Origin of the sequence: Pseudomonas faucium (assembly GCF_021602585.1) — a bacterium.
Taxonomy (GTDB): Bacteria; Pseudomonadota; Gammaproteobacteria; order Pseudomonadales; family Pseudomonadaceae; genus Aquipseudomonas; species Aquipseudomonas faucium.
Window position 1 is genome coordinate 39,549 of the sequence record NZ_BQIP01000009.1, and the last position, 19,156, is coordinate 58,704.

Below are 19,156 nucleotides of genomic sequence, written 5' to 3' on the forward strand. Positions count from 1 at the left end.
GCTATTTCTCGTATGTAAACGTCGGGGCGTCCTTCTTGGAGCCCCAGTAGATGGGCCATTCGGACATCTGGGCGATGGCATAGAAGAACCGGTCGCCCTGGTGGCGGGCCCGGTGGTTCTCGTCGGTGAACCGCTCGGTGCCCGTTCGGCTCCACTCGGCCATCCGGTCAACGATCGGGACGGTGATCTTGTTGCCGTCCTCACCGTTGCCGGCGTAGGAAAAAGTGGCGGCGTCCATGCGGCCGGAGAACAGAATGTCGGCGGCATAGTTGCCCTGCTCGTCGAACACCACAAACATGAGTTTGCCTGAACGCCCGCGGCATCCCCGGATGCTGGTCTCGGTGATGATGTAGCTGTCCAAGCCGGTGAGGGCTAGGTCGATCGACATGGGCGAGTTCGAGTTGTCGCTCTCCTGCGACTGCCCGACCTCGCCGAACTGCCCTACCCCCAGATAAGTGATGCCGCCGATCACCAGGTCGCCGGTGCCCGTGTGGGCGTACACCGGGCCATCCTCGAAGTCGAGCTGGCAGGCGTACACGCTGAGGAATTTGCCGGTGGCGATGATATCGACCACGCTCTGGCTGAATGGGAACGTCGAGGGCATCAGAAGGCCTCCCTGAACTGGTAGCTGCCACTGGCCACCACCGGCCGCACCGTCATGTTCCACGTGTCCTGGGTCATGCGGCATTCGGCGTAGGGGTTGAGGTATTCGACCGGCGTCCCGGCGATCAGCGATTTGCGGATGCGCTTGTTGACCGACACGATGGCCTGGCCTTGGGCGTTGGAGGTAGCAGGTTCCACCACTTCGAACATCTCCCCGGCCACTGTGAGGTAATCCCCCACGGCGAAAACTGTGGTGTTCGCGGCGGCGCCGGCCACCGTGATGGCCCTGGCCTGGGCCACGCCTGACACGACGGTGAGGCTTCCCACGCTCACCTTCCGGGTACGGGTGAATGCCGGCAGGTTGAACGTGCCGAAAAGCCCGTCCAGGCGCCCGAGGAACGCCGACAGCTCGCGCTCCTGCTCCCGGGTAAGAAGACCGAACGTCAGGGTGCACTGCCAGTACGCGCCCGGCTGCCCGACGATCTGCTGGGCGTTCGAGAGCGTCGAGGTGAAGGCGCGGCTGTTGTTGACTAAGCCCCACGTCATTTCAGACGGGCGCAGCGATGCCGGCCATTGGATAGCCATGCAGTACTCCTTCTTGCTATCGGTTGCGGGCGATCAGCTGCCGCGCCGGCCCGTTCATCTTGAAGTCGCGCAGCACCAGGTTGTAGCCATCCTGTGCGCCCTTCTGGGCTGCCTGCTGAATGCGAGCCAGGGTCGCTTCGTCTGCGGTGCCTTGCACGATGATGTGCTGGATGATGGATGGCATGGCGCCAGCGGAAGATGCTGCCGGAACCGATGCAGCCGCAACCGCAGGGCTCACCCCGACGAAACCACCACTGGCGTAGCCTTTGGCGTTCAAGCGATCCAGATAGTCGCGAGCCCCGGGCTGACTTACCACCTCTTTGCGGATGACGTATTCACCGCCGTGGACAACACCCATCGGCTCGAACTTGCCACCGTCTCCGGTGTAGCCGCCAGTCGAGAATCCAGACCGCGAGATCGTCTCGCTGAACCCGGTCATGGTGCCGCTGCCGGATGCCGCCGCCCCGCCCCCACCCAGGAACCCAAGAGCAGATCCAAGGAAGCCTGCCGCTGCCTGCCGCACTTGAATACGGATGAGGTCGGCCACCACCTGGTCAGCGAAGTCCTTGAACGACAGCTTGCCGGTCTTCACGAAGTTGACCACGGCGTCTTCCATGTTGCCGAAGGCGTTGCTGAACAGGTTTCGCGTCTGGCCTGCGACGTCACTGGCGCTGTCCATGTAGTCCTGGAGCGCACCGCGAGCACCATTGCTCCAGTCTGCCTGGGCCTGGTCGATCTGAGCCCAGCCATCGCGCTGTGCAGCAACCCGTTTCTGCAGAAACTCACGCTCGATGTCGATCTGCGCCTGCAGGTCTTGGCGCTGCTTCTCGCCCTGGGCGTTGGCCAGTTCGGTCTGCAGCTGCAGGATTCGGTTGTTCGTCTCCTGCTCGATCCGCAGGCGCTCCTGCATGCGATACGCGTCCTTCTGGCCCATGCCCACGGCGTCCGCCTGGGCGGCGTACTCCATGCGCTGGGTGGCAAGCTGCCGCTCCATCTGCGCGCGGTACTGCTCGGCCTGGGTCAGGCCCTGCGCGCCCTTGATCGCGGCGGCATAGTTCGTGGAGGCCTGTGCCAGCGCCTTGCCGTACTCCTCCTGGCTGATCTTGCCCTTCTGGAAGGCCAGGTCAAGCTGCTGCTGCTCCTTGGTCAGAGTGCGTGCTGCCTGGGCTGCAGGATCGTACTGGTTGTACAGGCGGGCGAAGGTCGTTTCTGCCTCGGAGACACCCTTGTTGGCCCCCTTCGGCGTGTTCTTCTTCGCCTCACGCTCTTTGATGTCGGCGATTTCTTTCTCGATGTTCTTGCGGGACTGGGCGTACTTCGCTTCCTCCGATGCGGTGAACACCCCAGCAGCTACTGCCTTGGCCCGGGCCTTGTCGAGATCGGTCAGCTCCTTGTTCAGGCGCTGGGTCTGGGTCAGAGAGCTCTTGTAGGTGGTATCCAGAGCATCAAGGCCCTTTCGCCCCTCCTCCTGGATGCGGCGCCGCTTCTCTTCCTCCTCCAGAGTTTTTTGATTGAGGCTGAGTATTTCCTTTTTCTGAGAGATCTCTTTCTCGATCTCGGCTATGCGAGATCTGGTCGTGTCATCTTCAAAGCCGGTGTTGAGCAGGCTATTTCTGTATGCGAGCTCTTGCTGTAGCCGAGTAATAGCGGACTGCTCGCTCTCGGCGCTCTTCCGGCCGATGCTGGCAAAAGCATCGAGGACCTCGTTTGTGGCATCCTTGATGTTGAGCCAGCCGCGCTCGATCAGGCCAAGGTTCTCGCGGATCTTGGAGGTGCGCTGCCCCATCGCTTCGGCATAGGTGCGTTCCGCCAGGTCAGCAGCGGCCACGGCGTTACCTTGGTCCGACAGGGCCTTGATCTGGGCATACACCGACGCGGTCAGGAATCGGTATTTCTCGTCCAGCTCAACGATGCCGGCGACCGGGTCCTTGCCGAGCTTGATGAACTCGGCGACGGTGCCTTCCACTGCTTTGCCGGTGACGCGCTGCATCTCGACGGCGGTAGTGGTGATCAGCTTCAGATTGCCGGTGGTGTTCGTTCCTGCAGCGGTCAATTGCGCCAGGGCTCCGGCCGCCTGGCCGAAGGTGCCGGTCACCTGGTCGGCTGAATCGGCCAGGGCGATCAGCTGTGCTTCGGATGCCTTCGAGTAGTTTCCGGTCAGTATCAGGCTGTTGCGCAGAGCATCCGATTGCTCGGACCCCTTGTAATAGGCCACCGCCAGCGCGCCAGCAGCTGCTGCGGCGACAGTGAATGGGTTGACCAGGCCGAGGATGTAGCCGCCCAGGGCCTTTGCCGCAGGCGCAATCCCGCCGAACATGTCCTTGAGCTGGCCGCCCTGCTGCAGGAAGACGGTCAGCGGAGCCTGGCCGCCCTGCAGGCTGACCGCAATGTCGGTGAACTGCGCTGGAACGCCGCGCAGTGCGGCCTGATATGCCTTTGCAGACATCCCAGCCTTGTTCATCCCCTCCGCTGACTCACCAATCCCTTCGCGCAAAGTGTTGATACGCTGGTTGTACTCGGCGAAGGTGTCCGCATCGAGGAACTTGGTGCCTTTGAACTTGGCCAGCTTCTCCTGCATGTCATCCAGGCGGCCGAGCGCGGCAACCGTCGGGTTGATCTGGCCAAGTAGCTGCGAAAGCTCCTTGCGCTGATCGTCAAGGCTGGACGACAGGCCGTCCGTGCTCGATGTTGCCCCTTCACCGGCGCGTTCCATGCGCTCCAGGGATCCTGTCAGATCATCCGCATTGCGCTTGGCGCCCCGCGAGTCGATCGTTACCGCCAGGCGTGATTCCTGCGCCATACCTTTCTCCGGGGGTTAAAAAACCCGCCGAAGCGGGTTTTGTTATTTCACTGGCTCAATTAAGTTTTGGTAGCACTCTGCATATGCGGCGTTTCTGAATTCGGAAACATACTTTTCCTTTCCGGCAGAGCTTGTAGCTACTGGCAGTGTGTAGGCTTTAACAACCATCGCATTAGAGAACTTACTCTGGTCGCCTACGGATGCCATGGCGTCCTCAAGAAGATCACCATCCTGTCGCGTCTCCATTGCCTTTCCGGCCATGGCCGAGATTTTTTTGCAGGTTTCTTCGCCGCTAGCGGCGAGAGCCGGCAACGGCATGCAAGCAATAACGGCGATCAATAGCAGTCGATTCATGGCTTCCTCCGTAAAGATGGCCAGAATCTAACACACCCCTACTGAGCATTTCTCACCGCTTTTTCGGTCTGTTTTTCGAATCGGATTCAGCCTGCGCCTTTTCGTACTGCTCATCCCAGTTCTTCCGGTATTGGTCGTCCAGGGCGAAGATGGCGGCATCAAGCTCTTCGCGGCATATCGCCGAGGGGTAGCGGTCGAGGTATTCGGTGATGGCCGAAGGCGGGATGGGCGCCGGAGCGCCGACCATGCCGACGTACTGCCGGGACCGGCTGATGTAGGCGTAAGCCTCAAGGATCTCGGCGGTTACGCCGTCAATCTCAGGCGCCTCGGGAACCCCAGAGCCAAGGCGCTCATGCTTCCAGCGCTTCTTCTCGTTGGCCTCGCCGGCCCACTCTCGCCCCCACAGATATGCCGCTACTGCTTTTCCGCAGTGGCGGCAGCCTTCTCCTCGACACGGCGCGCGATGTCGTTGCCGGTGCGCAGGGCCAGGAAATACACGCTGTTCATCTGCTTGATCAGCTGGATGCACAGTTCGGGGCTGTATGGGGCCGGCTCGCCGGGCTTTTCCTCGACGTCTACGCCCTTCCAGTCCTTGATCAGGTGCTTGGCAGCCAGCTCGATGAACAGATCGTCATCGGTCTCCAGCTCTACATCGGGTATGTCGGCCAGGCTGAATTCGGCAGTGCCGACGCGGGCCTGCTGGTTGATCAGGGCCAGGTGGCGATTGATCAGCGCCTGATGCGACTTGTACAGCGGGTTTGCGATCGAGCCGACGAGGATCTCGGCGCCTGGGGCGAACTCGACCCAGCGCTCGCCGTTGATATCCAGCTCAGGCTTCTTTGCAATGGTGATGCCCATGGTATTCCTCTGCGGTAAAAGGCCAGGCGCGCACCGCAGGGCGCGCCTGGCAAAGGGTTAAGCGGTGACGGTCACAGCGCAGGTGTCGGTCTTGGTGCCGTCTGCTGCGCTGGTCGCGGTGATGGTCGCGGTGCCGACTGCCAGGCCCTTGACCAAGCCGGTCTCGCTCACGCTGGCGATGGCCGGGTCGGAGCTGGCCCAGGTGACTTGCTGGCTGGCACCGGCCGGGGTGACCACGACTTCGAGGTCGCCGGTATCGCCAACTGCCACGCTCAGGGTGGCCGGGGTGACATCCACGGCAGCCACAACGATCGGGGCCGGCAGCCGGGTGATGGTTGGGGCCACGCGGCGGGCCGTGTAGTTCAGCTCCACTTGGATGATGTCGGTCGACCCGCCATCAGGCCAATCAGCGGTCACCTCCATCTCGGGGATCAGGAACTTGTAACCACCGTCAGCGTTACCGATGGTGAATTCCAGGCTGATCGCGTCGTTGGTCTTCTGGGCCTTCCACAGCTCGTAGGCCATCTTCGACCAGCTGATGGTGATGGCGCCGGACGGGGTGAACGTGGTGGCAATGATGTTGCCAGGGTACGGATTGCCGTTGCCGATGCAGCGTTGGGTCTGGACTGCGTTGTCGAACTGCAGGTTGAAGCTGTCGACGCAGGCGTTGTCCTCGCCCACCTGGACCCCGTTGATCTTCAGGCCGCTGATGTCCTTGAAGCTGAAGCGGCGCTGACTGACCTCGGGCTGGGCGTTGATGATGAACGACGTGTTGTCGCCCTTGTCATCCCAGGACCGCGCCGCCATGGTCGTGGTGACCGTGACCTCGTTGTCGCCCGGGAAATCGAAGTTCATGGTGGCGACTTGCACGCCGCGGGCGATGGCCGACACACCGATGTCGGTCGCGCAGGAGGCGACAGAGAAGGTGATGCGGCCATCGCCCATGGTCAGCTGGTTGCTGGCCCAATTGCTGCCGAAGCAGGAGGCCATGAACTCGTCCAGCGCGCCATAGCGCCACTTGGTCTCGATGTCGCCGCCCACATCCACGGTGGTCTGGGCGGTGCCCTGCGACATGCGGGTGAAGCCGATCTCGTTGTTCTCTTCCGAGTTGAAGGTCGGCATCAGGCCGTTGCTGATTCGCGTCAGCACGTTCCAATCGCCGGCTGGCGTCACGCCAGGGGTTACTTCTTTGATCCAGGCCAGCTGGACCTTGGCTCCGCTCGACATGCGGTTTCTCCTATCGATAGGCGTAAAAAACCGCCATGTGGCGGTGGATTTTGAGGGCTCAGTAGGCCCGGTATGGGATCGACACGTTAACCTGGTACCAGCCGTGGCCGTCATCGCCGATTGTGCTTGCGGATGCCGCGTAGCACTCAAACGGACCGGTCGGGTCGCTGTAAAACTCGAAATGCTGCACCAGCGTGTCGGCTGCCTTGGTGATGGCCAGGGTGCCCTTGTAGCTGGGCACGAACAGCTGAATCATGATGATGCCGGTGCGGCGCACGCAGGGGCCGATGCCGACCTCTGGTGCGCTTGACAGGCCAGGCACATCCGCCAGCCTGGCCCAGATGGGCTTTCCGGCTGGGTTGAAAGGCCCTTGCGGTGGGTTCGGGTAATCGACTGCGTCAGCGGGAATGCCCGCCCACTGCGTCATGCGGCCAGTCACGATGGAGCGGATCTGTTCGAAGGTCATTTGTCGTAGGCCTGTGTCACGCCATAGAAGGCGATGCCGTAGATACCGGCAGGCGCCTGCCGGGAGTGGCCGTCCTCGAGCGCTCCGGCGTATGCCAGGTTGTTCTGGATGTAGGTGACGGTGTACGGCTCAAGCCCGGACAGCACGCTTTCGCCCCTTGCTACCGTCTCCCGACCGCTCTTGTCGTAGGCATCTAGGGAGTAGTAGACCGGCGAGCCAATGCTGACGATGTTGTTGGCCAGGAACCGCCCGGTGTCTACCGGAGCTCGCAGCACGATCTCGCCAAGCATTGCTTGGGTTATAGACCGGTGACGCTCAGCAAGGGCATCTTCCACAACTCCAATGAAAGCCGACGGCGGCACGCTCCAGGCGCGCCCACCTCTCTGCTTGGCCATCAAGCCTTCCTCAGCTGTAGGTCATGGTGCACGCCGGCAGGGTCGCCGCCCACACGCACGATGCGATAGCCCTTGGCGGGCATACCGAGAATGCCGACGCTATTGGTGGTTTCGACCAGGTGACCGATATCAGGCATGCCGGCCACTTCATTGGTCAGCGCGATGAGTTGGATGTCGCCGAACTTGATGTTCAGCCCGTCCACGCGCTTTTCATCGTACTCATGGAAGACGCCGCGACCTGCGTAGATCACGGGCTGCGCCGTGGTTTCCTCGGTAACCGGATCGACGACGCCTGGGCCCATGTACTCGCCAGTGAAGGCGGTCACCGACTCAGAAAACACGTCATCGAATAGCTCCCCGAAGATTTCCTGCATCTCGTCGCGCATAGTTCGCCCTTATGGTGTACCGGGTCTGGCACCGGCAGTTCGCGGTTTCGTCCCACCCGGCGCCGAGCCCGCGGTCGCCTGGGTAGCGCAGCAGCGCGCCAGAGTTCGTGCTGAACGGCTCACCCAGCGCCCGGGTCTGACCCTGCATGCCGGCGTGACTGTTACGCACCTTCTCGTCTCGCCTGGTCTCCCAGTCCTTGACGATGGCTTCCCGCGGCAGGCCGCGCTCGACCAGTTGCTCATACACCCGGTCCCGGCCAGCGCTGAACGATTCAAGCGCCTCTGTGCGAGCAATCATCTGTGCATGGGTCTGCAGCAGGCGGTCGGCGTAGCGACCGGCGATCCGGTCGGCATCAGCACTGGCCACCGGCGTGCCGGCCTTCAGCGCCCGCATAACCATCGCGTCGAAGCGCTTGTCGCGGCGCGTGCGGGTCAGATACTTGCGCAGTTGCTCTGGGTCGCCGCTACGCAGCTGGGTGCGGGCGTCTGCCACGTACCGGGAGAAATTTCCCGGGAGCCCAACAGTGCCGCCTGTGCGCCGACCGGTCTGTTTGCTCACGCGGCCGGCAAGGTCCAGGGCAATCTGCCTAGGGCTTCTGCCGGCCTGCAGGCCAGAGGAAACCGTAACGCTGATGCCATCGATCTGATCCATGGCCATCTGCGCTTTCAGGTTGGCGATGTGCTGCGCCAGCCATGACTGAGCGCCTTGGGCGTTCACATCAAGCTCCTGCCTTCCCAGACTGCGCGGTACGCTGCCAGCCTCTGCCTTGGCGCCGGCCATGTAGCCGGACCGGATCAACTCCATCAGCGCGGCGAACACACCAACTGCCAGGATATCCCTCAGGGCAGAGTCGTCGCTGGCTTCGATCAGGCGCTCGATCTCGGCGATGGTGGCCGCGTCCAGCGTTGCCCGGATCTGGTTCAGGTAGGCCTTGGCCATGGCCGGCTCCATGCCCTCAATCTGCCGGATGAGCTCTGCCTGGTTCACACGACCACCACTGTCGGGAGCGGGCACCGCAGCACCATGATTGGCGCCAGGATGTCGTTGATGATGCCGACCACTGGCTTGTTGGGCTGGCCGTCGACATCCTCTGGCCCGAAGAACTCGGTTTCCAGCGGTCCTACCTTGGCGCGTTTCACGGCCTTGGACGCCACATAGTCAGGGTTCAGGCTGCCCGGCTTCACCAGTTCGCGCAGAGCACCTTCGTAGGTGGCCTGTTCAACCTCGCGCGGCACCGAGCTGGCGTCGATTGGGTCGCCGTTTCGGTCCGTTGCGCCGGTGCGCGGCCATTGCAGCGCCTGGTCGCGCCCGCCGACTTTCCGGCCAGGGAACGACAGAACGCAGCCGGTGGTAGGCAGCTGGGTGCCCAGGCCGTCGATGTAGGCTGAGGCTCGCGCCAGTGCCGCTTCCTTGTCGGCCTGAGTGGCAGCCGCCCAGGCGGCATTGCCACGGGCCGAGTGGTAGGCATCTGCGCCCGCCACGGTACCGTAGTAGTCAGCCATCATCGTTCTCGAATGAGTGGGCGGCGAACCGCCCGGGGTTATTACGGATGCTTGGCCAGTTCGGCCTGCAGCTCTTCCAGGGTTACGTCGTCGCCGACTTCAACGCCCTTTTCCTTGAGCTTGGCGATGGCGTCTGCCTTGGCCTTGGCTTCAGCCTCGGCCAGGCGCTTCTGCAAGGTTTCAGGCTTGGCATTGGCGCCGACCTCGATGCCCAAAGCTTTCAGCTTGGCCATCAACTCTTCCTTGGTCAGCTCAGCCGGCTCGCCAGCTTCTACCACCAGCACGCCGGAATCGACGTAGAACGCCAGATTCTGGCGATTGCTATAGTCGACCCACTGCGGAACGTCGATGGTGCCGCCAGGAGGCACCACAGAGCCATCAGGCAGGCCGATTGGGGTCTTGCTATGGGTGTTGGTTACCTTAGCCATGGGACCCCCTTAGATGCCGTCGGTGTAGCGGACTTCGGCAGGACGGCGAACGTCCACGCCGCCCAGGCGGAAGATGCCCGGCACTTCCCAGCGGATCGGGCCGGCCTGATATACAGGCAGGAAGCGGTGAGGCATCGGGATGTGCATCTTCAGCACCGACGGGTCGCGGCGGTAGCTGACCATCCGCGCAGTGCTGCCGGCACCTGCGGTATCCAGGCCGTTCAGGCCTTTGATCATCAGCGGACGACCGGTCTGAGCGGTGTACACGTTGTTGCGCTGCAGGTAGGTCAGGATCGACTCCAGGCCATCCTGGTTCACCTTGCGGGTGGCCAGCAGCAGGAACTTGCTGTACGGCAGCAGCAGGGTGTCGGAGAACGCGGTGAACAGAGTGCCCTGTGCCTGCACGGTCAGCGCGGTGTTGACATCGGCCAGGATCTGGTCGGCGGTCGCGGTGGCCCAGTTGCCGGTCACGGCGGTGCCGGCGGTGACGCCCGGGAAGTTGAACAGGCCCGAGAAGCCTTTCGACGAGTCACCCAGCAGGGCAACGCGGTCGACCATTTCCTCGTACGCGCGGCGGGCAGCCATGGCGTCGTCGGCGGTCAGGTTGATGCCCAGCATCTGCGCCTGGCTGATCTCTTCCAGGCCGTAGCCGTAGCCGATACCGGCCATGTGGATCTGGGTCTCGAACTTCGAGCGCTCGGTGCTGGCCAGCGGGATGTCATCGGCATTGCCGTTGATCCAGTCGGCCTTACCGACCTTGTCGGCCGAGTAGTAGGTGACGGTCTTGATCCACTCGGGCGCCGAGGTGTCGACCGGGATCAGCTGCGGGTACTGGATGTCCGCATAGACGATCTCGTTCACCTGACGCTCGATGTACGAGGTCTGGGAGACCACGAAGCCCAGGGCGGCCTGAGCATCGAGGAGCTGAATGTGTCGCATGGTTTCTCCTTAGCCCAGGCGGACTTGAGCGAGTTGGTTGGCACCGGTGGTGCTGGTGTCGAAGCGGGCGTTCGCGACCAGCACGTTGCTGGTGGCCACGTTGGTCCAGACGCCGGTAGCCGGCACGAAGTAGACCGGGTCACCAGCGGCTACCTGCACGGAAGCGGTCACCCAGATGGCGCCCTTGGTCATCACGCGGGCCGATTCGTACTGGCTGTACTGGTTGGCCTCGGCCTTGACCGAGCGATCGCGGACGCTGATGCCGACGAACTTGGCAGCGGTGTCGCCGGTGGTGGCAGCACGGCCAGCCTTATCGGCAGTGCCCTGGATAACCGGGACGCCGAACGCCAGGCCGCCAGCAGCCTCAACGGTGCGGGAGATCAGGGTCTTCGGGATCATGTCCACGATCATGCCCGGAAGGCCGGCGCGAATGGTCGCGGTGTAGCTGGTTTGAACGGCCATTACTTGGCACCCCCTTTCCAGGCGTCATTCAGACGCTGCTCGTAGGCCTGCTGGCCGTTGTCATTGGGCTTCGGCGGCTTGCCGTCCTGATTGATCAGGTGCTGGCGGACCGGGTCCTTGGCGGCGTCCTCGACCAGCAGGTCGAACCGCGCATCGATGTAGGCATCGGTCTTTCCGGCGATGGCCGCATCACCGATCTTGGCGATGACCACGGCCTTGCGGATCTCCGCATCGCTCTTCCCGGCGTAATCGCCGTCATGGATAGCCTTGGCCTTGGCGATCAGGTCGCCACGAGCCTTCACGCGCTCGTCGATCTGCGCGTCGGTGATCTGCTTGGCCTTGAGGTCGTCGATTTCGGCGTCCTTCTTGGCCAGGTCAGCGTCCTTGGCTGCCATTGCGGTGGCGTGCGCAGCCTCGGTGGTGCTGAGCTTGGCGGCGGCGTCGGCCAGGCGGCCTTGCAGGGTGGCGATGACAACGGCGCCCTGGTCGGTTACTTCAACCGGGATGCCGTCGACGGTAACCGTCTTCAGGGTCATGGGTCTTTCCTCGGGGGTTGGGGTGTGTTGTGGCCAGGAGTCGCCAATGCTTGCCCGGCTGCCGGCCCGCCCGCGCTGAACGATGGCGATGTGGTCGGCGATGATGTTGGTTTGCTTGGCCTGGTACTTGGTGCCGTCCGGGGCTTCCCCGTCCTCCCAGACCAGTTCGCAGCTGTAGCCCACGCTCAGTTCGCGCTTGCCGGCCTGCACCGCGGCTACGGCGTCACCGTCGGTGATCTTCAGGCCGATCTTCAGGTACTCGCCGTCGCGCAGAACCTCGTCGCCAGTGGTTCCCACCGCAACCTGCTTCCAGTTGGCGGCTGTGACCGGCTGGCCCGGGTGATCATTGGTCATCGGGATCTTGGAGAACGACTCCAGCGAGCGCTTGGAGAAGACCTCCTTCTCGTCGCGGTAGACGTTCACGACCTTCAGGTCAGGCCGGCCTACCTCGGCTCCCAAGTACTGCTGAATACCGGTGCGCGCGGTGAGCGCAAAAGCTTCCAGGTAGCCGGAGTCATTCAGCTTGGTGTCGCCCAGGCTGACTGTGTCAGTGATGTGCATGGTTTACCTCAAGGCGTGATCAGAGCGCCGTCTGGCTCTTCTTCGTCAGGCAGCTCCGCACCGAACTGCGCGATGGCCGCCTCAAGGCCCGGCAGAACACTCTGCTCGACCAGCAACGTGGTGGCGGACTTGCTGAGCGCGTCTTCGTGCCAGAGCTTCGTTTCGCCAAGAATCTTGATCGTCTCGGCCGTCTGCTTACTGATTTCGGATCGCTCTTTCGCCGTCGGCTGCCACAGAGGGTTCCACACGTAATGGATCTGGTCAGGCCTGGAGCCAAGGGCCGAGCGGATCAGGCAGTCATCCAGCAGCTTCAGTGCCGGCGTGATGTCCAGTTCCTGCAGTGCCTGGATGCGGTCGTAATAGTTGCGCAGGTCGGCTTCACCGGTGGAGTTCAGGCCGGATGGCGACTGACCCAACAGGCGGGTGGCTGGAATGTCGGCCGCACCGGATACAGCCTGGAGGAAGCGGTCGATAATGTCAGGCAATGTGCCGAAGCTAGCCGACTTGGTCTCGTAGTCCTCTTCCTTGTCCAGCAGCAGCGTGCCGTTGAGGCCCTTGGCAGTGGCTGCCAGGGTGATGCGTTCGAGCACCTGCTTGCGGTATCCGTCATCCTGCAGGCTCTGCATGAAGTCAGGGATGCGGATGACGTCGACCTTGGCCTCAAAGACCAGGCTGGCCACGTTGGCCATGGTGCTGTCCGATTGTTTAATGGCCTCGAAGATCGCCTGCAGGACCGAGTCACCCCAGCCGAAGATGTTGGCCGGCGCCAGATCAGGGTCGGGATGCTCAGCGCCGGAGAAGATCACCAGGCGAGACGGGTGGATCTCCAGTTGGCTATCAGCCAGGCGGTACGCCTTTGGCTTGCCGAAGCGCTCAGACTGGGGGTCCTGCTCGATCTCGGTCGGTGACAGCTGCCGGCGATTCATGACCGCCAGGTACTTGAGGCCTCCAGCTTGGATACGGCCCGCATTGAGCGCCACCGCAGTGTTCATTTCGCCGGTGCCGATGAAAATTGCCGCCCCGCCGAACAGTCGAGCACGGATAATGGCCTGCTTCACCTTGGCGCGAAGGTCCAGGCGAACTTCCTCAGCCTCGATCTTCTCGATCTGTGCCTTGTCAGCCTGCCATGCCCGCCAGCGGCGCGTGGCGTCCAGGGCTGGGATGTCCACGATCTTTCGCGGCAACCAAGCGCCCCGGTAGGCATTGATCAGTTGCTCGTCGGTCAGGATCACCGGCGCATACGTCGAGCCCGATGCCTTGTCGCGCTCCGTGCCCAGGTTCGCCACCAGGTTCACCAGCTTGTCGCTGAGGTATCGGACTACGCCCATTAGGAAACACCTGCGAGGGAGTACTTGTTGATCGGGTACTCTTTGTGGATGAAGTAGCCGCCGGCGTCTGGCCGGTGGTCGTTGCCCTGCTTCTTGTCAGGCTCGCCGTTGTCGCCCCAGATCTGCTGCTCGAGGTCATCGGCATAGGTCGGGCACTTGTCGGCGTTGATGCGGTAGCGGCGCTGCCCTGCTGCGTTGCAGAACATGGCGTTCATGGAGTTGATGCGGTCCTTGACCGGCGGGTTTGCGCCGGGGGCGGAGACGATGAAGCCGGCCTGCTTGAGCAGGGAGATGTCGGTCTCGCTGGCCCGGACGGACTTGCGAGAATCGCCAGACGCGTCGGGGTAGACCCGGATCTGGCGGGTGTTGCGGTATTCGTTGCCGTCGTAGAGCCAGTAGCGCTCCTTGATCTGCTTGATCATGTCCGGCGTGTCGTAGCCGTTGATGATCTCGTCGACTGCGTGAGGCAGGCCCAGGCGCTTCACGTGCACCACCGCCGACATCTTGCCGACGTTGAAGTCCATGCCAATGAACAGGACCTCGCCAGGCTGGATGGTCTCCTGGCTGCCGTTCAGCTTGCGGTCGTAGGCGGTGTAGATCGTCCCGGACGTCAGGTTGACGAACTGGCCGTTCAGGTAGGCCATGATCAACTGCTCGGGGTACGAGTCCATCAGCGACGGGATGTAGTCCGGCGGCAGGTTCAGCTCGTTGTCGAACGTGCTGGCCTGCACCAGGCCGTACATGTCGTTCAGAGCCGGCTTCTCGCGCAGCTGCTTCACGAACTGCTGGAAGACGAACTTGAACCCCTCTGGGGTCGTGGTGACGTCTACACCGTTCTTGAGCCCGGGCACGCTGTAGCGCATCCGGGCAATGATCTTGCGCCAGGCGTGTTCGGCCTTGAGCTTGGGCAGTACGTCGAGTTCGTCGACCAGGCCGTGCCCGATCTTGAAGCCGACGATGGTCTGCGGCTTCTCCATCGAGCGGCAGATGGTCGTGCTGCGATACTGGCCACCGCTGTAGAACTCGACCTCTTTGTCGCTCTCCTTCGTCTTGACCTTCAGGCCCCAGTCGAAGGCGACCTCCTCGATGGTCGGGAAGAAGATGTCGCGGATCTGCGGGTAGGTCGGGGCGAAGTAGCCGGAGTTGATCCGGGGCCATTCCCACACATGCTTGCAGATGCCCGCGCAGCCTACCCAGGTCTTGCCAGAGCCGAACCCGGCCACGAAGCCGCGGAACTTGTGTTCCATCTGGAGGAAGCGCGCCTGCGGGACGTTAAGCGTCGGCATCTGGCTTCCTCGCATCTACTACTTCGACCCGGATGCGGGCCGGGATCACGTTGTCCTGCGGAACATCAGCCTTGGTCTGCCGGTTCACATAGACGTCACCGACTTCCTTGGCCGCCTGCTCAAGTAGCTGGGCAGTCAGGGCCATGTTCTTCATGGACTCGGCCTTCTCGGCCATCCTGCCCAGCGCACGGAGCCGGTACGCCCGGTTGGCGATAGGTATCTCGGCCGTCTCTTCGCGGAAGCGCTTGCGGGTGTCTTCGAACAGGGTCACCCAGCGTTTGGCCAGGCCCTTACTGCTTGCCTTGGTGGGGTCGTGACTTTCGACTTGCTGCCGGGTCACCACTTGGCCGAATTCACTCTTGACGGCCTCAACCACTTGAGTGGGTGTGTCGAAGCACGCCAGGGCCTGAACGATGAAGCCCTTCACCTCATTTGTCAGGGCTGCCATATGGTGTCATCCGTCTAGGGCCTGTCTGGAATCAGGCCGACCTCAGTAGACAGGTTCCGCAGGCCCTCGAAATGTTGATCTTGGCCACCTCAGGCGGCCGGCTTGCAGCGTCGATCAGCTGCTGTACGTCGTGGCTTGGGCCATACCGGCGAACCACCCCGACGAACTCTTCGACATCGTGACCGCGCATCTCAAGCTTTGGCATGCCGTCATCGCCGAACGCTGGGGCGCCGTACTTATCGATCTTGTGGCCGATGTGGTACAGCTCGTGTTCTACCAGGGCGCAGAACTCGGCTTCGCTGCACTGGGCGCAGTAGTCGCCAGCCAGCGTGATGAGGAACTCGGGCTCTTCGCCGAACCAGTCCCGCATCTGCTGTTCCTGGCGTGCCTTCTGCCACCCACCTGCGCGGATCATCAGCTGTTCGGTCTGCCCCAGTACTGAGCGCCCCTTCTTGCTGAAGGCAGACGAGGCCCACATCACGCCGACATTGGCGTCGATGAGGTGGGAGTGCTCAGGGTTGTGGATGCTGCCGGTTTCGGCCAGGACCTCTCGCTGTATCCACTCCCACAGTTCGGGAGCAGGCGTGAGGATCAGGAACGGCGATTCGAGCAGGTCGGCCGTCGGCATTGGCCGTGTCATGCCTGCTGCACCGTGACGACCCCGCGAAGCCTGCGGGTGTAGATCTCTTCACGCCCTGGGCGCTTTACCTTCACCGGCCGAGGCGCATACACACACACGCCAGCGGCGGTATCGCACCAGATCACGCAGTCGATCTCGTTGCCATTGACGAACACGAGACGCCGGCCACGGCCGTCACCGGCATGGTGGAAGCTTGATGGCGCAGGCATTTGAACTCCTCGCGCCACGAAACGGCGCATGTCGGTTTTGTGGCGCGGATCACTCGACCGGCTTGCAGCTGTCGCATTCCAGATGGCGGCAGATCCAGCGCTTCACGCGTGGCCAGTAGGTCAGCATGAACATGTGCCGCATACCCGCCAGGGCCAGCGATACCATCAGCGTGGCCCAGGCCGTGTTGGCGGTGATGAACATGCGCTCGGACCGGGCCAGGATGGCGTAGCCGCTGATGGCGATCACCGCGTACAGCACCTTGCCGATCACCCCGTCGCGCACCTTACCGCTCAGCACGCACCAGGTTGCCCAGATGGCGATGAGGCCGGCCGCGATGGCGTTGATGTATTCGTATGTCATGAGCTAGGCCCTCCGAACTTGGACCTGATGACAGACCATAGATCGGCGGCTTTGATCGCTCGGTTGATGGCGGCAATGAGAGAGCCGCCGAAGGTGCCGAGAAGAAAACCCACGCCCGCAACGCTGCGAGGCTCGGTAATACCGAAGTAATTGCTGACCATCCCGGTGAGGTAGTGGGCGCAAGCCATACCGGTGAACAGGAAGAGCAGCCAGGCCTTTCGGTCAGTCAGGTCGTCCTCGTGCCACCGGGTTGCGACCAGGGCCCCCAATAGGCCCGCAATCATCCAGTCGAACTTCTCGAGCAGCCGGTGGAAGAATTCCATGCTCGACCTCTCGCTGTGCATGAACAGAAAACCGACTCGCGGCCGGGACTCTTGAGGCCCTCTTGGGGCAATAAAAAACCCGGCTCATTGGCCGGGTTCAGAGAGATGTTTGCCAAAGGCAAAATTATCAGGATGGCGAAATAGTGCCACCAGCCGGACAATTCCGTCAAGCGGCAGATTTCATGATTTTTATAACCGATGAAACGGGTACAAGCGCAGCCTTGTCGAGATCGTTGCAGGCGTCGAAGCATGCCTGAATGAATCCCTCCCATTCTCTGGTCCATTGCTCCGATGACAGCTCAAGGCCCAGCACGTGCAGAAGCCATGCACGAAATCCTTCCGGCGTCGGGCAAGGGTCAATCCCTTCGCTCTGGCCGCCCTGGTGCATGCGGCGGTATCGGTGGAGCACGCCCTGGGCGACCATGCGGGCCTTGTCGAACTTCTTGGCGTACATCCGAGGGCCGGCGGCGTAGGCCACGCGGAACACCGCTTCGTGCGCCTCCTCGGCGTCGTCATCGGTGGCCAACGGGCTGTACATGTGGTTGCCGAATGCCTTGAGGTGCGCCGGCAGCGTGTCGATCGCCCGCTGGATGTGGGCGGCTACAGCCTGGTGGGCCTGGTGGCCGGCCTTCCGCTGCTGGTCGGTCTTCTGGATCATGCGGCCGAGCAGCCCCATTTCCTGCATCACGGCGCCCTGGCTGTCCCGTGGGGCGTAGAGGGCGTCGTGCCAGGCCTTCCTTGCGCTGCTCAGCTGCATGGGCCGCCCTCCTCGCGCTTGCGCTTGGCCTTGATGACCGCGCCGCGTGCAAGCGCATACCCGCCGAAGATGACCATGGCCAGGATGAGCAGCTGGCCGCTGTCGGTTGGTGTCCAGTTCATGCTGCTGTCTCCTGTGCCTGTATGCGGACGCGCACGGCGCCGCCCTTGATCGTTTCCTTGCTCACCCTGATCTGGGTGGCGAACACGTTGTCGTCGATGCCCAGGGCATCAGCCAGGCCGTCACGGCCGGCCTTGAACATCGCCAGCAGGTTGTCGTCGTCGCGCCGACGGCGATCTGGCGGCACGAACTCGAGCATGAGCAGCGCATCACCTTCCGGCGCCTGGATACCGGCCTGCTTCGCCAGCAGGTGGCAGGCTGCCCGGTAGGACTTGGCTGCCTTGCTCTTCCTGGTCCAATGCACCCGGGCGTTCGGGCTGCATGCGGCCGGTGGCCACGGTAGTGTAAGTTCCATCAAGCAGCCCCTTTCACGGTCAAGATGCCGGCCCGAATCAGGGCCTCATGAGTCTCAGCGATCGCCCGAGGCATGTCGGACCAGTCCACCTCGCCTTTCCCACGACCATCGAGGACGTCGTGGCAGGCGCTGCAGGCGTAGACCGCCACGGTGTCGAAGCCCTTCATGCCCATGCCCTTCTGCCCGCATGGCAGGTGGGCCAGTACGGTGGTCTCGGGGTTGAAATTGCAAACTCCAGGAATGCGGACGGTGCAGTCCTGGCCGCGGGCGCTTTCGCGCACTTTCTTGGATACGACGCGCATTAATACCGCCCTCCCCACCGATCCGGCTCAGTCCAGCGCACACCATGCTCGGCGCCGAAGGCGTGCATCACTTCGAACAGGTCGCTGAACCACTTCTGCGACTGCTTGCGGGTAGACACGCCCAAGACTACGAAGCCACCGTCGATCCCAGGCACCGCATCCTGCTTCTGCACCGCCGCGCTGAAGATGTGCTTCCAGTCCTCGTCGGTGAGCTTGCGGCCGTACCACTCCACCTGCTGGGATACGTCGCGGAGCATTGCCCACATCTTCCGGTTACATACGTCCGGGCGCTTCTCGTCGCGGATAACGATCAGCTTCGGCCTGGTGAAGTCCTGGGCCTGCAGGCGTCCCAGCAGCGCGTTGACGTCGCCCATGCTTCGCATCAGGAACTCAGTCATGGCCCACCTCACAGCGCGCCGCGCAGCTCTCGCCTTGGGCGTCACAGCAGACCTGGCAGCCGGACAGGGCCAGTAGCAGGATCAGGGTCATAGCGGTCTTCATGGCGCCACCTTCCAATAGGTGCCATCCGCAACAACCAGGCCTCGACGCTTAAGGCGCTGGAGTGACCGGCTGACTTCGGATCGCTCGACCTTCAGCGCGCTCGCGCAGTAATGAGCGCATGCGCCCACCCGGCCCTGGTAGTAGGCGAGTACTGCCTGATCGAACTGCTCGCGCATCTTGTTGGTGTCCATCAGTGCTTCTCCAGGTTCAGGCCGGTGCCGTCGCAGGTGTCGCATTTCTCGCTGTCGTAGCCGTCTGGCGTCAGGCCGCCTACTTGACCCTCGCCATGGCACTGCTCGCAGATCAGAGCTGTGCGGTCGTCGATTACGGCGATCCAGCCAGGAGAGATGAAGTCAGTGACCGCTGCGTCGCAGTCGCTGTAGAACTCCTTGAGGGAGTGGGCGATGTTGCGCATCGCGATTA

30 protein-coding genes are annotated in these 19,156 nt (G+C 62.7%); all 30 read right to left on the minus strand.

The annotated features are described in order from the left end of the window. Position 1: 1 nt before the first annotated feature. The 30 genes from L6D75_RS12430 to L6D75_RS12570 all read right to left on the minus strand — a co-directional run bounded on the left by L6D75_RS12430 (position 2) and on the right by L6D75_RS12570 (position 19,148). A complete protein-coding gene (locus L6D75_RS12430; protein WP_176514414.1) occupies positions 2–604 on the minus strand; it encodes a hypothetical protein in 603 nt (200 codons plus the stop codon). Beyond that, complete coding sequence (locus tag L6D75_RS12435; protein ID WP_176514412.1) at positions 604–1,188, minus strand: hypothetical protein; 585 nt, start codon at positions 1,186–1,188, stop codon at positions 604–606. The genes L6D75_RS12430 and L6D75_RS12435 overlap by 1 nt, the downstream gene beginning before the upstream one ends. 16 nt (positions 1,189–1,204) lie before the next feature. Further along, positions 1,205–3,988 carry a phage tail tape measure protein gene (locus tag L6D75_RS12440; RefSeq protein ID WP_176514410.1) on the minus strand — a complete coding sequence of 928 codons (2,784 nt, stop codon included), beginning with the start codon at positions 3,986–3,988 and terminating at the stop codon, positions 1,205–1,207. Positions 3,989–4,030: 42 nt separating this feature from the next. Then, positions 4,031–4,342 (minus strand): hypothetical protein, encoded by a 312-nt coding sequence (locus L6D75_RS12445; protein ID WP_176514408.1) that lies wholly within the window; start codon positions 4,340–4,342, stop codon positions 4,031–4,033. A 52-nt stretch (positions 4,343–4,394) separates the two neighbouring features. Further along, positions 4,395–4,589, minus strand: coding sequence for a hypothetical protein (locus tag L6D75_RS12450; RefSeq protein WP_176514406.1), 195 nt, complete (start codon positions 4,587–4,589; stop codon positions 4,395–4,397). Between the two features lie 167 nt (positions 4,590–4,756). Further along, positions 4,757–5,200: a hypothetical protein gene (locus L6D75_RS12455; protein WP_176514404.1), complete on the minus strand. Its 444-nt coding sequence runs from the start codon at positions 5,198–5,200 to the stop codon at positions 4,757–4,759. Between the two features lie 57 nt (positions 5,201–5,257). Beyond that, a complete protein-coding gene (locus L6D75_RS12460; RefSeq protein WP_176514403.1) occupies positions 5,258–6,427 on the minus strand; it encodes a phage tail tube protein in 1,170 nt (389 codons plus the stop codon). A gap of 58 nt (positions 6,428–6,485) precedes the next feature. Continuing rightward, a complete protein-coding gene (locus L6D75_RS12465; RefSeq protein WP_176514400.1) occupies positions 6,486–6,893 on the minus strand; it encodes a phage tail terminator-like protein in 408 nt (135 codons plus the stop codon). Continuing rightward, the gene (locus L6D75_RS12470) at positions 6,890–7,288 is read right to left on the minus strand and encodes an HK97 gp10 family phage protein (RefSeq protein ID WP_176514398.1); all 399 of its coding nucleotides are present in this window, start codon (positions 7,286–7,288) and stop codon (positions 6,890–6,892) included. Before L6D75_RS12470 ends, L6D75_RS12465 begins: the two co-directional genes overlap by 4 nt. Then, complete coding sequence (locus L6D75_RS12475) at positions 7,288–7,674, minus strand: hypothetical protein (RefSeq protein ID WP_176514396.1); 387 nt, start codon at positions 7,672–7,674, stop codon at positions 7,288–7,290. Before L6D75_RS12475 ends, L6D75_RS12470 begins: the two co-directional genes overlap by 1 nt. Then, positions 7,631–8,614 carry a phage minor head protein gene (locus tag L6D75_RS12480; RefSeq protein ID WP_176514394.1) on the minus strand — a complete coding sequence of 328 codons (984 nt, stop codon included), beginning with the start codon at positions 8,612–8,614 and terminating at the stop codon, positions 7,631–7,633. The genes L6D75_RS12475 and L6D75_RS12480 overlap by 44 nt, the downstream gene beginning before the upstream one ends. Before the next feature lie 44 nt (positions 8,615–8,658). Beyond that, entirely contained in the window at positions 8,659–9,177 is a 519-nt protein-coding gene (locus L6D75_RS12485; protein WP_176514392.1) for a DnaT-like ssDNA-binding protein, read from the minus strand. Between the two features lie 41 nt (positions 9,178–9,218). Beyond that, entirely contained in the window at positions 9,219–9,605 is a 387-nt protein-coding gene (locus tag L6D75_RS12490) for a hypothetical protein (RefSeq protein WP_176514390.1), read from the minus strand. Between the two features lie 9 nt (positions 9,606–9,614). Continuing rightward, positions 9,615–10,544: a DUF2184 domain-containing protein gene (locus tag L6D75_RS12495; RefSeq protein ID WP_176514388.1), complete on the minus strand. Its 930-nt coding sequence runs from the start codon at positions 10,542–10,544 to the stop codon at positions 9,615–9,617. Between the two features lie 9 nt (positions 10,545–10,553). Next, positions 10,554–11,006, minus strand: a complete 453-nt coding sequence (locus L6D75_RS12500; protein ID WP_096010349.1) for a structural cement protein Gp24 — start codon at positions 11,004–11,006, stop codon at positions 10,554–10,556. Continuing rightward, the gene (locus tag L6D75_RS12505) at positions 11,006–12,103 is read right to left on the minus strand and encodes a DUF2213 domain-containing protein (protein ID WP_176514385.1); all 1,098 of its coding nucleotides are present in this window, start codon (positions 12,101–12,103) and stop codon (positions 11,006–11,008) included. Before L6D75_RS12505 ends, L6D75_RS12500 begins: the two co-directional genes overlap by 1 nt. Before the next feature lie 8 nt (positions 12,104–12,111). Then, positions 12,112–13,431 carry a DUF1073 domain-containing protein gene (locus tag L6D75_RS12510; protein WP_176514383.1) on the minus strand — a complete coding sequence of 440 codons (1,320 nt, stop codon included), beginning with the start codon at positions 13,429–13,431 and terminating at the stop codon, positions 12,112–12,114. After that, positions 13,431–14,717, minus strand: coding sequence for a terminase large subunit domain-containing protein (locus tag L6D75_RS12515; protein WP_176514381.1), 1,287 nt, complete (start codon positions 14,715–14,717; stop codon positions 13,431–13,433). Before L6D75_RS12515 ends, L6D75_RS12510 begins: the two co-directional genes overlap by 1 nt. Next, positions 14,704–15,165, minus strand: a complete 462-nt coding sequence (locus L6D75_RS12520) for a DUF2280 domain-containing protein (RefSeq protein WP_176514379.1) — start codon at positions 15,163–15,165, stop codon at positions 14,704–14,706. Before L6D75_RS12520 ends, L6D75_RS12515 begins: the two co-directional genes overlap by 14 nt. Before the next feature lie 31 nt (positions 15,166–15,196). Then, positions 15,197–15,793: a putative metallopeptidase gene (locus tag L6D75_RS12525; protein WP_176514377.1), complete on the minus strand. Its 597-nt coding sequence runs from the start codon at positions 15,791–15,793 to the stop codon at positions 15,197–15,199. 8 nt (positions 15,794–15,801) lie between these two features. Beyond that, entirely contained in the window at positions 15,802–16,014 is a 213-nt protein-coding gene (locus L6D75_RS12530) for a hypothetical protein (protein ID WP_176514375.1), read from the minus strand. Between the two features lie 49 nt (positions 16,015–16,063). After that, a complete protein-coding gene (locus L6D75_RS12535) occupies positions 16,064–16,375 on the minus strand; it encodes a hypothetical protein (protein WP_176514373.1) in 312 nt (103 codons plus the stop codon). Beyond that, the gene (locus L6D75_RS12540; protein ID WP_176514371.1) at positions 16,372–16,698 is read right to left on the minus strand and encodes an MFS transporter; all 327 of its coding nucleotides are present in this window, start codon (positions 16,696–16,698) and stop codon (positions 16,372–16,374) included. Before L6D75_RS12540 ends, L6D75_RS12535 begins: the two co-directional genes overlap by 4 nt. Before the next feature lie 166 nt (positions 16,699–16,864). Next, complete coding sequence (locus tag L6D75_RS12545) at positions 16,865–17,455, minus strand: hypothetical protein (RefSeq protein WP_176514368.1); 591 nt, start codon at positions 17,453–17,455, stop codon at positions 16,865–16,867. After that, positions 17,446–17,577, minus strand: a complete 132-nt coding sequence (locus tag L6D75_RS27315) for a hypothetical protein (protein WP_256671856.1) — start codon at positions 17,575–17,577, stop codon at positions 17,446–17,448. The genes L6D75_RS12545 and L6D75_RS27315 overlap by 10 nt, the downstream gene beginning before the upstream one ends. Further along, entirely contained in the window at positions 17,574–17,933 is a 360-nt protein-coding gene (locus L6D75_RS12550) for a RusA family crossover junction endodeoxyribonuclease (RefSeq protein ID WP_176514366.1), read from the minus strand. The genes L6D75_RS27315 and L6D75_RS12550 overlap by 4 nt, the downstream gene beginning before the upstream one ends. Beyond that, positions 17,930–18,232: a nuclease domain-containing protein gene (locus L6D75_RS12555; RefSeq protein WP_176514364.1), complete on the minus strand. Its 303-nt coding sequence runs from the start codon at positions 18,230–18,232 to the stop codon at positions 17,930–17,932. Before L6D75_RS12555 ends, L6D75_RS12550 begins: the two co-directional genes overlap by 4 nt. Next, positions 18,232–18,630, minus strand: coding sequence for a recombination protein NinB (locus tag L6D75_RS12560; RefSeq protein ID WP_176514362.1), 399 nt, complete (start codon positions 18,628–18,630; stop codon positions 18,232–18,234). Before L6D75_RS12560 ends, L6D75_RS12555 begins: the two co-directional genes overlap by 1 nt. A 99-nt stretch (positions 18,631–18,729) precedes the next feature. Further along, positions 18,730–18,924, minus strand: a complete 195-nt coding sequence (locus L6D75_RS12565) for a hypothetical protein (protein WP_176514360.1) — start codon at positions 18,922–18,924, stop codon at positions 18,730–18,732. Continuing rightward, on the minus strand, positions 18,924–19,148 hold the full coding sequence (locus L6D75_RS12570; protein WP_236193555.1) for a hypothetical protein: 225 nt from the start codon (positions 19,146–19,148) through the stop codon (positions 18,924–18,926). The genes L6D75_RS12565 and L6D75_RS12570 overlap by 1 nt, the downstream gene beginning before the upstream one ends. Positions 19,149–19,156: the final 8 nt, after the last annotated feature.

Excerpts from the sequence above, each read along its gene's own strand:
- L6D75_RS12545 (WP_176514368.1), bottom strand. The coding sequence starts at position 17,455 with ATGCAGCTGAGCAGCGCAAGGAAGGCCTGGCACGACGCCCTCTACGCC.
- L6D75_RS12455 (WP_176514404.1), bottom strand. The coding sequence starts at position 5,200 with ATGGGCATCACCATTGCAAAGAAGCCTGAGCTGGATATCAACGGCGAG.
- L6D75_RS12485 (WP_176514392.1), bottom strand. The coding sequence starts at position 9,177 with ATGGCTGACTACTACGGTACCGTGGCGGGCGCAGATGCCTACCACTCG.
- L6D75_RS12465 (WP_176514400.1), bottom strand. The coding sequence starts at position 6,893 with ATGACCTTCGAACAGATCCGCTCCATCGTGACTGGCCGCATGACGCAG.
- L6D75_RS12515 (WP_176514381.1), bottom strand. The coding sequence starts at position 14,717 with ATGCCGACGCTTAACGTCCCGCAGGCGCGCTTCCTCCAGATGGAACAC.
- L6D75_RS12480 (WP_176514394.1), bottom strand. The coding sequence starts at position 8,614 with ATGGCCAAGGCCTACCTGAACCAGATCCGGGCAACGCTGGACGCGGCC.
- L6D75_RS12500 (WP_096010349.1), bottom strand. The coding sequence starts at position 11,006 with ATGGCCGTTCAAACCAGCTACACCGCGACCATTCGCGCCGGCCTTCCG.
- L6D75_RS12450 (WP_176514406.1), bottom strand. The coding sequence starts at position 4,589 with ATGGTCGGCGCTCCGGCGCCCATCCCGCCTTCGGCCATCACCGAATAC.
- L6D75_RS12555 (WP_176514364.1), bottom strand. The coding sequence starts at position 18,232 with ATGCGCGTCGTATCCAAGAAAGTGCGCGAAAGCGCCCGCGGCCAGGAC.
- L6D75_RS12560 (WP_176514362.1), bottom strand. The coding sequence starts at position 18,630 with ATGACTGAGTTCCTGATGCGAAGCATGGGCGACGTCAACGCGCTGCTG.
- L6D75_RS12505 (WP_176514385.1), bottom strand. The coding sequence starts at position 12,103 with ATGCACATCACTGACACAGTCAGCCTGGGCGACACCAAGCTGAATGAC.
- L6D75_RS12430 (WP_176514414.1), bottom strand. The coding sequence starts at position 604 with ATGCCCTCGACGTTCCCATTCAGCCAGAGCGTGGTCGATATCATCGCC.
- L6D75_RS12490 (WP_176514390.1), bottom strand. The coding sequence starts at position 9,605 with ATGGCTAAGGTAACCAACACCCATAGCAAGACCCCAATCGGCCTGCCT.
- L6D75_RS12475 (WP_176514396.1), bottom strand. The coding sequence starts at position 7,674 with ATGCGCGACGAGATGCAGGAAATCTTCGGGGAGCTATTCGATGACGTG.
- L6D75_RS12440 (WP_176514410.1), bottom strand. The coding sequence starts at position 3,988 with ATGGCGCAGGAATCACGCCTGGCGGTAACGATCGACTCGCGGGGCGCC.
- L6D75_RS12510 (WP_176514383.1), bottom strand. The coding sequence starts at position 13,431 with ATGGGCGTAGTCCGATACCTCAGCGACAAGCTGGTGAACCTGGTGGCG.
- L6D75_RS12460 (WP_176514403.1), bottom strand. The coding sequence starts at position 6,427 with ATGTCGAGCGGAGCCAAGGTCCAGCTGGCCTGGATCAAAGAAGTAACC.
- L6D75_RS12435 (WP_176514412.1), bottom strand. The coding sequence starts at position 1,188 with ATGGCTATCCAATGGCCGGCATCGCTGCGCCCGTCTGAAATGACGTGG.
- L6D75_RS12445 (WP_176514408.1), bottom strand. The coding sequence starts at position 4,342 with ATGAATCGACTGCTATTGATCGCCGTTATTGCTTGCATGCCGTTGCCG.
- L6D75_RS12530 (WP_176514375.1), bottom strand. The coding sequence starts at position 16,014 with ATGCCTGCGCCATCAAGCTTCCACCATGCCGGTGACGGCCGTGGCCGG.
- L6D75_RS12535 (WP_176514373.1), bottom strand. The coding sequence starts at position 16,375 with ATGACATACGAATACATCAACGCCATCGCGGCCGGCCTCATCGCCATC.
- L6D75_RS12565 (WP_176514360.1), bottom strand. The coding sequence starts at position 18,924 with ATGGACACCAACAAGATGCGCGAGCAGTTCGATCAGGCAGTACTCGCC.
- L6D75_RS12525 (WP_176514377.1), bottom strand. The coding sequence starts at position 15,793 with ATGCCGACGGCCGACCTGCTCGAATCGCCGTTCCTGATCCTCACGCCT.
- L6D75_RS12495 (WP_176514388.1), bottom strand. The coding sequence starts at position 10,544 with ATGCGACACATTCAGCTCCTCGATGCTCAGGCCGCCCTGGGCTTCGTG.
- L6D75_RS12570 (WP_236193555.1), bottom strand. The coding sequence starts at position 19,148 with ATGCGCAACATCGCCCACTCCCTCAAGGAGTTCTACAGCGACTGCGAC.
- L6D75_RS12540 (WP_176514371.1), bottom strand. The coding sequence starts at position 16,698 with ATGGAATTCTTCCACCGGCTGCTCGAGAAGTTCGACTGGATGATTGCG.
- L6D75_RS12520 (WP_176514379.1), bottom strand. The coding sequence starts at position 15,165 with ATGGCAGCCCTGACAAATGAGGTGAAGGGCTTCATCGTTCAGGCCCTG.
- L6D75_RS12470 (WP_176514398.1), bottom strand. The coding sequence starts at position 7,288 with ATGGCCAAGCAGAGAGGTGGGCGCGCCTGGAGCGTGCCGCCGTCGGCT.
- L6D75_RS27315 (WP_256671856.1), bottom strand. The coding sequence starts at position 17,577 with ATGAACTGGACACCAACCGACAGCGGCCAGCTGCTCATCCTGGCCATG.